Here is a 13,412-nt window from a genome sequence, read left to right as displayed (position 1 = left end):
CGAGTCCCGAAGCAGAGCGTCACGCCAGGACTGCGCCGACTGCCGTAACCCGCAACACATCCCGCCCGTGCAACGATGAGGGGTCATAGGGTTGCGGCACACGGAGAGGCTCTGGATGAACGCCCGGCGCGACTCGACCGACGGCCCCGAGAACGTCGACGAGCTCTTTGCCGAGATCGTCGCGGGTCTCGAACGGGACGGGGTCGGCAAGGACTGGCTCGACCTCGACGAGGCGAGCCCGGAAGACCTCAGGACGCTCGACGACTCGGCCGGCGAACCCGCCCCCGACCTCGAAGACGAGCCCGAACGGCGCGGCCGCGACGACGAGGACCACTACATTCCGCCTGAGCCGCCGCCGTTCCCGGTGCTGCGCGCCTCGACCATCGCCGCGCTCGGACTCTTCGTGCTCGGCATCGTCCTCCTGGTCGCCCCCGGCCTCTTCGGCCTCGAGGCGCGCATCGGCACGCCGCTGTCGCTCGTCTCGCTCTGCGCGGGCGTCGGCTGGCTGATCCTGCGCATGCGCAACACCCCGCCGCCCGACTCGGGATGGGACGACGGCGCTCAGGTGTGACGCGTCACGTCCCGGTTGGTAACACCGTGATAACGGCCACTCAAACCTTCAGATAACGATTCGGGCATGCCTACCGTGTCCGGCATGGACCAGATGCAGCACCTGATGATGGCCCGCGCCCTGGCGACCCTGAGCAAGAAGGACGCCGAGCGCGCCAAGCGCCGCCGCCCGCGCATCCTGCGCCTCCTCGGCCGCTAGCCCGGGCGTTCCGCCCGGCAGCTCAGCTCCGGACAGTGCCGTCCCGGAGATTTCAGACGAACGTTCGGATCGGTGATCCAGCCGGGGTATCTGGCCGACGCCGCGAGTCAGGAGCGGCGTGAGCTGTTCTTCGCCATGGACGCGGTCATCTCCCGCGCCAGGGTCGCGGCGCCCACGATGCCGGCGTCGTCGCCCAGCTGCGCCGTGCGGATCCGGGCCAGCGGACGGTGACCCGCGCCGGTGACCACGGAGGCGTAGCGCTCGCGGGCGTCGTCGAGGAACAGCGGTGCGGACTCCGACACGCCTCCCCCGATGACGATCACCTCGGGGTCGTAGACGTCCGCCACCAGGGCGAGGCCCTCGCCGAGCCAGCGGGCCAGGTCCGACATCGCGCGCTTGGCCAGCGGGTCGCCGTCACGGGCGGCGCCGGCGACACGGCGGCCGGTCACGGCACGGGAGTCGCCAGCGGCCTCACGGGCCAGGACGGTGGAGACGCCGGGGTGCTTGGCCAGGAGCTCGACCGCGGTGGCCGACAGGGCCGTGCCGCTGCAGTAGCGCTCCCAGCAGCCGTTCTTGCCGCACGGGCACGGACGGCCGTCGGGGACGACGCGCAGGTGACCCAGTTCGGGAGCCACGCCGTGGGCGCCCCGGAAGACCTCGCCGTCGAGCAGCAGTGCCGCGCCGATGCCGGTGCCGATGGCCACCAACACGGCCGTGTGTGCGCCACGAGCAGCACCGAACCGATGCTCGGCCAGGGCGGCGGCGTTCGCGTCGTGTTCCAGGACGACCGGCATGCCCAGGCGGTCGCTCATGCGGTCCGCCACGTCGGCCTGTCGCCACGCCAGGTGCGGCGCGAAACGGACCGTGCGGCGGTCGGAGGCGATGAAGCCCGCCACGGCCAGACCGACGGCGTTCACCGCGTGCCGGTCCGCCACCTCCTCCACGGCGGCGACGATCGCGTCTTCGAGAGCCCGCTCGCCGGCGGGCGTTGGGGCGCGTGAGGTGTCCAGCACCGAGCCGCGCGCGTCCACGACACCCGCGCGCACGCTGGTGCCACCGATGTCCACTCCGACGGTGAGCACTAGTCGGTCTTCCTGACGACCTTGATGTGCTGCACCCGCTGACCAGGTTCAGCCGGTTCAGCACCTGACGGCGGTGGAGGCGTGGGCGGGGCACCGGGCTCGCGCAGGGCCGCGCGCAGCACCGCCACCAGGCCCGCGGCGTGTTCGGCGGCCTTCGCGGCGAGCTCGGAGCGGTCGCCGCGCAGCAGCGCCACGCCGTTGCACAGAGGGCACCAGCCGCACGTCTCGGGCGTGTGCGAGCCGTCGCCCGCCTCCGCCACCCGCTGCAGCCACGGCTGCATGCGCTCGGCGGCCGCATCGATGAGCAGCCGCAGCTCCTCGGCGAGCTTGCCGGTGTTGTCCTGGGTCATCCCAAACTCCTGATCAGCGCCGCACTCAGCGCCACAGCGACGGGTCCGGGCGGAACCCCACGGTCACGCCACCCGAGTCCATCTCCGCACCGGTCACGATGCAGCGCTTCAGCAACGATGGCAGCGCCACGAGCCGACGCCGGCCGTCGATGGTCAACGCGAGGTCGTCGCCCACGCGCGCGAGATCCAGTTCCGTGTCGTCGGACAGCGGCAACGCGATCCGCAGCGAGTATCGGGCGTCGAGACCACGTCCGCTGCCCGACACCTCCAGCAACGACTCCGCAACGGCAGCACCGGGCAACGGGTCCTCGGAGCCGTAGAGCTGCGCGGCGACCTCCAGCAACGCCGGCACGCCGACGGGCTCGGAAGCACGGTGGTCGACCGTGCGGATGTCCCCGATCCCGGTCAGCTCGGCCAGCACGGCGTCCTGCTCGTGCCGGCGCGTGCGCAGCCACGTGGCGGCCGCACCGCGCGCGGAACCGGGCGAGGGCACCAGCCGGTTCGCGATCACGCTGTCGACGCGGATTCCCTGCAGCGCCAACGCGGTCAGCGTGCGCCGCGTCTCGGCGGCGACCACCCGTTCCGGCGTCAGCACCAGCCGCACCGAGCACGACGACGGGTCCGACAGCATCGTCCGCAAGGAGTCCAGCCGCTCCGCGAGCCGGCTCAACGCGTCCGCCGTCGCGTCCCACTTCTCGACGGTCCCGGTCCCCGCGACCCCGGCCAGCAGCCCGCGCACCACCCGCCGGTGCGTCGGGAACAGCCGCTCCAGGTAGCCCGCGAACGCCTCGGGCAACGACAGCAGCCGCAACGTCTCCGCCGTCGGCCCGCAGTCGACGACCACGACCTCCCACGGGCCGCTGGACGCCAGCCGCCGCACCTCCGCCAGCGCGAGGAGGTCCTCGACGCCCGGCAGCACGGTCAGCTCCTCGGCGTCGAGCTCGTCGACGCCGGCGCCCGCCAGCACGGTCCGCAGGTGGCCGCGCAGCTCGCCCCAGGCCTCGTCGACGAGACCGCGAGGGTCGATCTGGCACGCGAAAAGGCCGTCCGCTGTGTCTACTTCGGACGGTGTGGCGCCCAGACGGACGTCGAGGGCGTCGCCCAGCGAGTGCGCGGGATCGGTCGACACCACGAGCGCCTTGCGGCCGTTCGCCGCCAGCGAGGCCGCCGTCGCCGCGGCCAGCGTCGTCTTGCCGACCCCGCCCTTGCCGGTGAAGAGCAGGACCCGGCTCAAGCCGCCTTCTCCGCGCGCTTCTTGAGCTCCTTGAGCGCGGTGTCGAGGATCAGCTTCTCGGCCTTGCGGCGGAACAGCCCGATCATCGGGATCACCAGCTGCACCGACAGCGTGTAGGTGACCTTGGTCCCGGTACCGGACGGCTCGAGCACGTAGCTGCCGTGCTGCGACTTCTGCATGGTGCCCTTGACGAGGTCCCACTGCACCGAGAGACCGTCGGCGGCCCAGTCGTACTTCAGGACGTACTCGTCCTTGACGGGACCCTGGTCGATCGCGAACCGGACCTGCTCGGCGCGGCCGTCCTCGCGCGCGTCGAGGACCTCCACTTCTTTCATCCCGTTCGCCCAGTCCGGGTACGACGGGAAGTCCGCGATGATCGCCATGATCTTCTCAGGCGGTGCGTCGATGACGATGGACTGAGTGGACTCGTCGGCCATGTGTGAGGAGGTTACTCGCGTCTTTACCAATTGAGGACGTGAGGCTTGCCGCTGCGCTGGAAGTGCCCGACGTTGACGCACTCGGTGTAGCCGATCCGCACGCGCCGGGCCAACGGCTGGTGCACGTGGCCGAACACGGACCAGCGCGGACGTTCCCGCACGATCTTCTCCAGCGCGGGCCGCGATCCCCATTCGGGACGGCGCGCCACGACGTCGTAGGTCAGATCCGGGACAGCGGGCGGGATGTGCGTGCACAGGACGTCGACCGGGCCCATCCGCGTGAGCGCGGCCGCCATGTCCTCCTCCGTTCGGAGGTACGGGTGCCACGGCGCGTTGGGGTTGCGCACGAGTCCGGGCACCATCAGCCCACCGCCCGCGAACCCGAACTTCAGCCCGCCGATCTCCACCGCGTCGCCGTCGAGGACGTGCACGCCGTCGCGGGCGAACTGGGGCCACAGCTGCGGACTGTCCACATTGCCCGGTGTCGCGTACGTCGGCGCGGACATCGCGGCGAACAGCGCGTGGTACTGCTCCAGCACCGCCTCTTCCACCACCGAGCGGGCATCGGCGAGACCGTCCCAGAGAGACCGGATGTAGCCCGCGGTGTCCGCGCGTTTGGTGCCGCGTCTCAACTCGGCGAAGATCCCCACCTTCTCGGGCCCGAAAACGCGCCCGAGGATGCCCTTCGAATGGTCGTGGTAGTCGACGAAGTCGATGAGGTCGCCGAGCACGACGAGCGCGTCCGCCCCGTCACCGGCGCGCGCGAGCGCCTCCGCGTTGCCGTGCACATCCGAAACCACGTGAACCCGCACGGCTCTCAACCTAGTTCACCGGGAGCGAGACGCACGTCAAGCAAGATCACCCGTGCGGCGGGCAGCCGGCGGGACGACCGTCCTCCAGAGTCAGCTTGAGGCCCAGGGCAACGGACTTCGCGGCGAGCTGACGGCGTTGCACCTCACGAAGCGCGGCGCGCGGAGTGAACGAGCCGGCGGGTGGATCAGCGCGGAGGAAGTAGTGCAACAGGGTGCCGTCGAGCATCGGCTCGAGCCAGACCTCCATCGTGCCGACGAGCGCGCCGCCGACGGTCCAGCGCAGTCCCTCGTCGCCGCGGTCGGCGTAGACGTCGAGTTCGAGGTCCGGCCAGAACGCCCGCCACGACGACGGCGCGGCGAAGGCGGCGGCGACCACGCTGGGTGGTACCGCGAGGAATGTCTCGTCGACGACGTCCACACTGGCCATGGGGTCAAAAGGTAACGGAAGGGCGTCCCGACCTTTGTATCGCTGGAATCACACGCTAAGTTTCCCCACCAGTAACAAATCACCGTACGGAGGTTGACGTGCGCGAGTTCAGCGTCCCCGCCACGGCCGCAGTGGCTCCGGAGGAGAACCTCACCGACATGGTGTGGGCCAACGCGGAGCGCTTCGGCAACGCCGTCAGCTTCCGCCGCCAGGTCGACGGCACCTGGGTCGACATCACGGCGCGTGATTTCGCCGCACAGGTCATGGCGGTCGCCAAGGGCCTGATCGCCGCGGGCATCGAGCACGGCGACCGCGTCGGCCTGGTCTCCAAGACCCGTTACGAGTGGCAGCTGCTCGACTTCGCCATCTGGGCGGCCGGCGCCATCACCGTGCCGATCTACGAGACGTCGTCGGCGGACCAGATCGAGTGGATCCTGTCCGACTCCGGCGCGAAGGCGGTGTTCGTCGAGACGCCCACGCACCGCGCGGCCGTCGACGAGGTCGTCGGCAAGCTGCCCGAGCTGCGCCACGTGTGGCAGATCGAGGGCTCGGCCGCCGCGGTCGACGAGCTCACCGCGCTGGGTGCCGAGATCGCCGACGACCAGGTGCACGAGCGCCGCAAGCAGGTGAAGGCGGACGAGACGGCGACGCTCGTCTACACGTCCGGCACCACGGGCCGCCCCAAGGGCTGCACGCTGACGCACCGCAACCTGCTGTCCGAGGTGCGCTCGGCGCTGACGCGGTTCCCGGAGATCCTCACCGCGGGCAACTCGCTGCTGGAGTTCCTGCCGCTGGCCCACATCCTGGCGCGCGCTCTGGCGCTGGCGTGCGTGTACTCGCGCGCGACGCTGGGCCACACCGGCGACGTGAAGAACCTCGTCGCGGACCTCGGCCAGTTCCGGCCGACGTTCGTCGTCGCGGTGCCGCGCGTGTTCGAGAAGGTCTACAACGGCGCCAAGCAGAAAGCGCACGCCGGCGGCAAGGGCAAGATCTTCGACGCGGCCGAGGCGACCGCCGTCGAGTACTCGTCCGCGCTCGACAACGGCGGTCCCGGCCTGGTGCTGCGGCTCAAGCACGCGGTGTTCGACAAGCTGGTGTTCGCGAAGCTGCGCGGTGCCCTGGGCGGCCGCGCGATCGCGGCGGTGTCCGGTGGCGCTCCGCTGGGCGACCGGCTGTCGCACTTCTTCCGCGGCGCGGGCATCCCGGTGTACGAGGGCTACGGCCTCACCGAGACGTCGGCGGCGGCGTGCGTGACGTTCCGCGGCCAGGAGAAGGTCGGCACGGTCGGCCTGCCGGTGCCCGGCACGTCGATCCGCATCGCCGACGACGGCGAGATCCTCATCAAGGGCGACATCGTCTTCACCGGCTACTGGAACAACGAGGCCGCCACCAAGGAGGCGCTGGAGGACGGCTGGTTCCACACCGGTGACATCGGCGAGCTCGACAGCGAGGGCTTCCTGAAGATCACGGGCCGCAAGAAGGAGATCATCGTCACCGCCGGCGGCAAGAACGTCTCCCCCGCTCAGCTCGAGGACCGCATCCGGGCGCACCCCCTGGTGTCGCAGTGCATGGTCGTCGGCGACAAGCAGCCGTTCATCGGCGCGCTGATCACGATCGACCCCGAGTTCTTCCCGTCGTGGAAGGAGTCGCACGGCAAGCCCGCCTCGGCCGAGGTCGCGGACCTGATCGAGGACCCGGAGCTGCTGGCCGAGATCCAGGCCGTGGTGGACGAGGCGAACAAGTCGGTGTCGAAGGCGGAGGCGATCCGCAAGTTCCGCGTGCTGCCGGTGGACTTCACCGAGGCGGGCGGCGAGATGACGCCGTCGCTGAAGCTGAAGCGCTCTGTCGTGGCGACGACGTACGCGTCGGACATCGACGCCATCTACGCGAAGTAGGGTCCAATGCGCGAAAGGCCCAGGAGCTCCAGAGTGAGCTCCTGGGCCTTTCGACCCCCAGCGATCGTGATCCGCGGATCTCCGCGGAACCCGAGAAGTTTGTTGCCCCGGCCCCCCGACCGGGACATGAAGAAGATTGCCGTATGGCGCTGACGTATCGCTGACGCGCCGATGTCACTCGGCGACAGCGCGCGAATAGGCTGTCCGGCAGACGGGGGTCGTCCGGCGCTCGCGAGGGGTGGGTAATGGCTTCGGGTCCGCAGTTCCGGCTGCTCGGCCCGTTGGAAGTGCGCCTGGGCGACTCCTCCGTGGTGCTGCGGGCGGGCAAGCACCGGGCGTTGCTCGCGGCGTTGCTGCTGCGGCCGAACCGCGTCGTGCCCGTGACGGAACTGGTCGAACGTGTGTGGGGGGACACACCGCCCGCGCGCACGCGTGGAACGCTGCAGACGTACGTGATGCGGCTGCGGGCGGCGCTGGGTGACCCGTCGCTGATCCAGACCGCTGCCGACGGGTACCGGATGCGGGTCGACCCGCTGGCCGTGGACGTGCACCGGTTCGTGGACGCGGCTGCTCGCGGACGGGCGGCTGCCGGGGCAGACGACCTGGTCACGGCGCGGAAAGCGTTTGCCGAGGCGTTGGAGCTGTGGCGCGGCCCGGTGCTGTCCGACGTGCCTTCGGAGACGCTGTACGCGGAGCACGCGCCGCGGCTGACCGAGCTGCTGATGACGGTGCACGAACAGCGGATCGACGTCGAGCTCGCGCTGGGCAACCACGCGGACCTGGTGCCGGAGCTGTTCGCGCTGACGCGGGACCACCCGTTGCGCGAGCGGTTCTGGGGGCAGCTGATGCTCGCGCTGTACCGGAGCAGCCGGCAGGCGGAGGCGCTGGAGGCGTTCCGGCAGCTCGACCGGACGCTGGACGAGCAGCTGGGCATCGACCCGTCCGCCGAGCTCCGGTCGCTGCACCAGGCGATCCTGGTGGGGGAGCCGTCGCTGGCCGCGCCGGTCGTCGCGCGGGAGCCGGAACGGGCGCCGGCGTCGCCGATGCGGCTGCCGGACGACATCGCCGACTTCGTCGGGCGTGCCTCGCACGTCGAGCGGATCTCCGGGCTGATCACCGGTTCGGTGCCGATCGTGACGCTGGCGGGGCCGCCCGGTGTGGGCAAGACGACCTTGGCCGTGCACGTGGCGCACCTGCTGCGCGACCGGTTCCCGGACGGGCAGCTGTACGTCGACCTGCGCGGGTACTCGCTGGGGCCGCCCGCGGACGGAATGGACGTGCTGTCGCGGTTCCTGCGGGCGCTCGGGGTGCCGCCGGACGAGATCCCGCCGGACGCCGACGAGCAGAGCACGATGCTGCGCTCGCTGCTGTCGGGCCGCCGGATGCTGCTGGTGCTGGACAACGCGTCCGCGCCGGACCAGGTGCGGCCGTTGCTGCCGGGGACGGCGTCGTGCCGGGTGATCGTGACGTCGCGGGACGACCTGCGCGGCCTGATCGCCATGAACGGCGCGCGGACCGTGCCGGTGAACGTGTTCTCCCCCGCCGAGTCCGCGCTGCTGCTGTCCGAGCTGCTGGGGCCGGGTGATCACGCGGAGCTGGCCGACCGGTGCGGGCACCTGCCGCTGGCGTTGCGGGTGGCGGCGGCCTACCTGGCCGGACGCGACGACGTGACGATCTCGGGCTCGCCGATCGAACTCGCCTACGCGGCCCTGCCTCCCGCGCCGCAGCGGTTGTTCCGGCTGCTCTCGCTCGTGCCGGGACCGGACTTCACGCCCGAGGCGGCCTCCGCGCTGGCCGACGTGGACGCCGAGGGCCTGCTGACGGTGCTGGCGATCGCGAACCTCGTGGTGCCGGTGGTGCCGGGCCGCTACCGGTTCCACGACGAGCTGCTGCGCTACGCGGCGACCTTGCGCGAGGAGTCGGACAGCCCGTCCGAACAGCAGCTGGCCTGGACCGCGCTGCTGAACCACTACCTGCGCGGCGTCGAACGCTGCGCCGAGCTGCTCTACCCCGGCATCGTGCGGCTGCCGTCGTCCGCCTCTGGCCCGGCACCCCGGATCACGAACTCGGCGGAGGCGCTGGCGTGGCTCGACGCGGAACGCCCGAACCTGATCGCCGCCATCCGGCACGCCGCGGAGCACGGCCCGGCCCCGATGGCGTGGCAGCTGGCCGACGCGCTGCGCGGCTACCTGTGGATCGGTCAGCACGTCGGCGAGTGGCTCGCGACGGCCCGCCACGGCCTGCAGGCCGCCCAAGCGTCCGCACACCGCCCGGCAGAGGCCGCGATGCACGCCAACCTCGGCACCCTCTACCTGCGGCTGGGCGAGTACGCGCTGTCGGTGGAACACCACAACCACGCCATCGAGCTCTACCGCGCCCTGGGCGACAAGGACGCCGAGGCGAGCGTGCTGAACAACCTCAGCCTCGTCCACCGCCGCTCCGGCCAGCTGACCGAGGCGAAGGAGGCCCTGGTCCGCTGCCTGGAGATGCTGCGCTCGGCCGACAGCGTCAGCACCGGCCTGTACAACCTCGGCCAGCTCGCGGTGGAGCTGGGCGAGATCGACGACGCCGTCGACCACTTCTCCCAGGCACTGGCACTCGCCCCCAACGCCGACAGCCACACCTACCTCGGCATGGCGCTGCGCCTGCAGGGACGGTTCGCCGAGGCCCGCGCCCATCTCGAACGCGCCCTGGAAATCGGCAACGTCCCCGCCGGCGACGCCGAAGCCCTGGAGAACCTCGCCGCGGTGGAACTCGCCTCCGGCGACGCCGAGGCCGCGTTGTCCTTGGCCTCGCGCGCCCTCTCACAGGTCGCCGACGGCGGCGACCCGCAGGTGGCGACCTCCGTGCGGATCACACTCGGCGAGATCCACCGCGCGCTGACCGACTTCGCCGCCGCGGCCGACCTCTTCGACCAGGCCCTCGCGACGGCCCGCCGAATCGGCTACGCCTCCGGCGAGGTCCGCGCGTTGATCGGCCTGGCCGTGGTGTTGCACGACCTCGACCGGCATTCCGACGCCCGGTCCGCAGCTGACCAAGCCGCCCGCCGCAGCGCCGAACTGGGTCTGCGCGCTTTGGAAACCCGCGCCCGCGAACTCATCTGATCCCACCAATATCCAATATATTGGCTACCGATATGTCATATACCAGGTTCTGATGACAACGTTGTCATATCCGCAGCTCAGCACAATCGTCGACGCGTCCCGGTATCCGGTACATCGTATATCGGAGGCTCGGCCGACTCCGATCCGTCACCGGCGACATCCAGTGAGCGATGACCGATATATCGGATATCACCACGGTCGACCGGCACACGGCCTGCAGGCAGCAGCCGCGGTTCGACAGACGCACAACTGATATATCGCATATCGCATGCTGGATATCGGTACCACCACCCCACGCTTGGTGCAGAGTGATATATCGGATATGACGTATTGGATATCGTCAGCCGATGAGGCCTTCGAGGCGGTGCGCGAGCTGGTCCCACCGCCAGTGGTCGCTCACCCATTCCCGACCGGCGCGGCCCATCTTGGCCGCCATCTCGGGATCGGCGAGCAGTGCGGCGACCCGCTCGGCGACGTTCTCGACGTCAAGGCCGTCGACGACGTTGCCGGTGATGCCGTCGCGCACCGTCTCCGGCGCACCACCGGACCGCCCGGCGATCACGGGCAGTCCGGTCGCCGAGGCCTCCAGGTAGACGATGCCGAGCCCCTCGACGTCGAGGCCGCGGCCACGAGTGCGGCACGGCATCGCGAAGACGTCGCCGGCGTTGTAGTGCGCGGGCAGTTCCTCCCACGGCACCGAGCCGGTCAGCACGACGTCGCCGGGCTTCGCATCGGCGGCCATCTTCTCCAGCGTCCCCCGGTACGGCCCGCCGCCGACGATCAGCAACGCCGCGTCCGGCACCTTGCGCTGGATCAGCGGCAACGCGCGGATCAGCACGTCCTGTCCCTTGCGCGGCACCAGGCGCGACACGCACACGATGACCGGCCGGTCGCCCAGCCCGTACCGGCGGCGCATCTCGGCGCGTGCGGCCGGGTCCGGGCGGTAGAGGTCGGTGTCCACACCGGACGGAAGGTGTTCCAGAGCGGCCATCGGCCCGAAGGCCGCGGCGAACCGCGAGCGGGTGTAGCGGCTGACGTAGGTCACGACGTCCACACCGGACCCGATGGCCCGCAGCGCCTGCCGCGCCACCGGTAGCATCGACCAGCCGACCTCGTGTCCGTGCGTGCACGCCACCGCGCGGCTCAACCCCAGCGACGGCGCGAGCAACGCCAGCGGGGCCGCCGCACCGAACCACGCGGCCTCGCACGACTCGGCGCGGGCGATGTCGCGAGCGCGCCGGAGGACACCGGGCGTCGGCAGCATCAGTGAGGTGGGATGCCGCACCACGGGGAACGGCTGCGCGGCGTCGAACACGGCCGCGCCCTTCCACTTCGGCGCGTACACGACGAGCGAGTCGGCGGGCAGCCGTGTGGCCAAAGCGTGCAGGTAGGACTGGATGCCACCGGGGCGGGGCGGGAAGTCGTTGGTCACCAGCAAGGTTCGGCGCACGGCACCAACGCTATCCGATGCTCGACCGCAGGAACTCGCGCCAGCCCGCGATGTCCACCGCACGCGCGTCCACAGCGGACATGGACGCGTGCTGCAGGAAGAAGTCGACGACGCCCCGCTCCCCCAGCCGCGACTCCAGGTAGACCATGATCGAGTACGCCTGCTGGTAGGACAGATCACGTCCGGCACCGCTGAAGTCGGACGGCAGTGCCGAGACGTCGGACCTCAGCAACGGCGCGGCCTGACGGAGCGACAACCCCAGCCCGTGGAACGCCACCCAGTCCGCGAACCCCTCCACCAGCCACAGCGGCGCCGAGTCGGAAGTCAGGTCGCGCGTCGCCACGTGCGTGATCTCGTGCCGCAGCAGCACGCGCAGCTCCAACGGAGTCAACGCCGCCGCACGCGTCCGATTGAGCACCACGCGCTGCCCGGAACCGTCACGGATCGCGATCCCGGCCATGTCCGCGAACGCGGGACCGACCAACGACACCAGTTCGGAGTCCGTCGCCGGAATGACGACATCGACCCGGCGAGCCCAGCCAATATCCAATATATCGGCTACACCTGTCACCGACTCGTCCACGAGCCCAGACACCCGCCCAGCCAGCTCGCCGTCACAAGAACTGCTGGTCACCGTGCCCGACGCCACCGTCAGCACAGCCTCTTTGCAATGGGATGTTTCCGTCGGTGGCAACTCAACGGGCCGCATTGCAACGCTGAGGCCCAGCAGGAACGTCAGGGCGACCGTGACGGCCAGCAACGTCCTGAGGTGCTTCACCGGCGCAACGCTAGCCCTCGATGCGCCGAATCACCGCGATGGGCCCGATGGCGTCGATCGGCGCGATCTTCACGGGCTGTCCCTCTGTGGAGGCGTGCACGGCCCTCGCATTGTCGACCGCCATCGCGACGTGCGACCGGCTCGAGTAGTAGATGATCAGGTCGCCCGCACGGACGTCGGCACGCGACACCGCGCGCCCGACGGCAGCCTGTCCGCCCGAGGTGCGGGGAATCGCGTAGCCGGCGGCCGCGTAGGCCTTCATCGTCAGACCGGCGCAGTCCCACCGGTCGGGCCCGGCCGCGCCGTACTGGTAGTCGTCGCCGCGATGCGCGAGTGCGAACTCCAGCGCGATGCCGGCCGTCCCCGCGGGCACGCTGATCCGCGACCGGTCTCCCGGATCCCGCAGCCGGTTCACGACCGGCGCAGGCAGTCGCGTCAGCGCCGACCGCACCTCACCGATCTGCACCTGCAGCGCACGACTGCGCTCGTCGAGGTCGCTCTTCAACCGCTCGGCCGCCGAGGTGGCCTCCGCGGCACGGGACCGCGCGTTCTCCGCCGCCTGGTGCGCCTGACGCGCCTTCTCCACCGCGCCGGACAGCCTGGCCAGCGAGTCGGCCTTGTCGGAGGCCAGCACCCGCATCATCTCCAGGCGGTTCAGGAAGTCCTGCTGCGAGTCGGCCACGAGCAGCGCCGACAGCTGGTTGAACCGCGCGCCCTCGAACGACGCCTGGGTGATCAGGTCGACCTGGCCGCGGAAGTCGTCCTCGTCGGACTTCGCCTGGCGCTCGATCTGCTGCGCCGCCGCCGCGTCCGCGGTGGCGCGTTCCAGCTCGGCCCGCCGCAGGACGAGGTCCTCCTGCGCGCGCAGGACTTCCTCGTTGAGCTTCGTCGCCTGCGCTGTCAGATCGGCGTACGCGCGCGCCGGATCAGCCGGCTGCGCGGCGAACGACACGGCCGGAAGAACCGAGAAGAACAGGGCGGTAACCAGAACACCGCGGGTCAGCTTGCGCGACATCACGTCGCCGATCCCCTTCGCGAGAACAAGACCGTCAAGATCGACCCTCAAGATCGACG

General features: G+C 70.7%; 13 protein-coding genes. 4 read left to right on the top strand and 9 right to left on the bottom strand.

Annotation, left to right across the window (positions count from 1 at the left end):
* Window positions 1–115: 115 nt before the first annotated feature.
* Both ABZV40_RS21325 and ABZV40_RS21320 read left to right on the top strand, forming a co-directional pair.
* Window positions 116–571, top strand: coding sequence for a hypothetical protein (locus tag ABZV40_RS21325; protein WP_355443995.1), 456 nt, complete (start codon window positions 116–118; stop codon window positions 569–571).
* A 66-nt stretch (window positions 572–637) separates the two neighbouring features.
* Window positions 638–769, top strand: coding sequence for a hypothetical protein (locus tag ABZV40_RS21320; RefSeq protein ID WP_355443991.1), 132 nt, complete (start codon window positions 638–640; stop codon window positions 767–769).
* A gap of 107 nt (window positions 770–876) precedes the next feature.
* On the opposite strand, the gene ABZV40_RS21315 is transcribed toward ABZV40_RS21320, so the two are convergent.
* The 6 genes from ABZV40_RS21315 to ABZV40_RS21290 are packed head-to-tail and all read right to left on the bottom strand — an operon-like array spanning window position 877 to window position 5,111.
* On the bottom strand, window positions 877–1,851 hold the full coding sequence (locus tag ABZV40_RS21315; protein ID WP_355443988.1) for an ROK family glucokinase: 975 nt from the start codon (window positions 1,849–1,851) through the stop codon (window positions 877–879).
* Window positions 1,851–2,201 (bottom strand): hypothetical protein, encoded by a 351-nt coding sequence (locus ABZV40_RS21310; protein WP_355443985.1) that lies wholly within the window; start codon window positions 2,199–2,201, stop codon window positions 1,851–1,853. The genes ABZV40_RS21315 and ABZV40_RS21310 overlap by 1 nt, the downstream gene beginning before the upstream one ends.
* A gap of 25 nt (window positions 2,202–2,226) precedes the next feature.
* On the bottom strand, window positions 2,227–3,435 hold the full coding sequence (locus ABZV40_RS21305) for an ArsA family ATPase (RefSeq protein ID WP_355443982.1): 1,209 nt from the start codon (window positions 3,433–3,435) through the stop codon (window positions 2,227–2,229).
* On the bottom strand, window positions 3,432–3,872 hold the full coding sequence (locus ABZV40_RS21300; RefSeq protein ID WP_355443979.1) for an SRPBCC family protein: 441 nt from the start codon (window positions 3,870–3,872) through the stop codon (window positions 3,432–3,434). Before ABZV40_RS21300 ends, ABZV40_RS21305 begins: the two co-directional genes overlap by 4 nt.
* Before the next feature lie 23 nt (window positions 3,873–3,895).
* Window positions 3,896–4,684 (bottom strand): metallophosphoesterase, encoded by a 789-nt coding sequence (locus ABZV40_RS21295; RefSeq protein ID WP_355443975.1) that lies wholly within the window; start codon window positions 4,682–4,684, stop codon window positions 3,896–3,898.
* 46 nt (window positions 4,685–4,730) lie between these two features.
* Window positions 4,731–5,111, bottom strand: a complete 381-nt coding sequence (locus tag ABZV40_RS21290) for a polyketide cyclase / dehydrase and lipid transport (protein ID WP_355443972.1) — start codon at window positions 5,109–5,111, stop codon at window positions 4,731–4,733.
* Between the two features lie 98 nt (window positions 5,112–5,209).
* Between ABZV40_RS21290 and ABZV40_RS21285 the strand changes: the two genes are divergently transcribed.
* Both ABZV40_RS21285 and ABZV40_RS21280 read left to right on the top strand, forming a co-directional pair.
* Window positions 5,210–7,006 (top strand): long-chain fatty acid--CoA ligase, encoded by a 1,797-nt coding sequence (locus tag ABZV40_RS21285; protein ID WP_355443969.1) that lies wholly within the window; start codon window positions 5,210–5,212, stop codon window positions 7,004–7,006.
* 245 nt (window positions 7,007–7,251) lie between these two features.
* The gene (locus tag ABZV40_RS21280) at window positions 7,252–10,110 is read left to right on the top strand and encodes a BTAD domain-containing putative transcriptional regulator (RefSeq protein WP_355443966.1); all 2,859 of its coding nucleotides are present in this window, start codon (window positions 7,252–7,254) and stop codon (window positions 10,108–10,110) included.
* Between the two features lie 340 nt (window positions 10,111–10,450).
* Here ABZV40_RS21280 and ABZV40_RS21275 read toward each other — a convergent pair whose 3' ends face one another.
* From ABZV40_RS21275 to ABZV40_RS21265, 3 genes are read right to left on the bottom strand one after another with little or no spacing between them, the layout of a single operon-like run.
* Window positions 10,451–11,560: a glycosyltransferase family 4 protein gene (locus tag ABZV40_RS21275; protein ID WP_355443963.1), complete on the bottom strand. Its 1,110-nt coding sequence runs from the start codon at window positions 11,558–11,560 to the stop codon at window positions 10,451–10,453.
* Between the two features lie 10 nt (window positions 11,561–11,570).
* Window positions 11,571–12,338 (bottom strand): hypothetical protein, encoded by a 768-nt coding sequence (locus tag ABZV40_RS21270; RefSeq protein WP_355443960.1) that lies wholly within the window; start codon window positions 12,336–12,338, stop codon window positions 11,571–11,573.
* Window positions 12,339–12,348: 10 nt separating this feature from the next.
* The gene (locus ABZV40_RS21265; RefSeq protein ID WP_355443958.1) at window positions 12,349–13,404 is read right to left on the bottom strand and encodes an NlpC/P60 family protein; all 1,056 of its coding nucleotides are present in this window, start codon (window positions 13,402–13,404) and stop codon (window positions 12,349–12,351) included.
* Between the last annotated feature and the right edge of the window lie 8 nt (window positions 13,405–13,412).

Source organism: Lentzea sp. NPDC004782 (assembly GCF_040609115.1).
In the GTDB taxonomy this organism is placed as follows: Bacteria; Actinomycetota; Actinomycetes; order Mycobacteriales; family Pseudonocardiaceae; genus Lentzea.
Note: the sequence above shows the minus strand (reverse complement) of the source record. Positions and strands in the feature narration are given on the sequence as shown.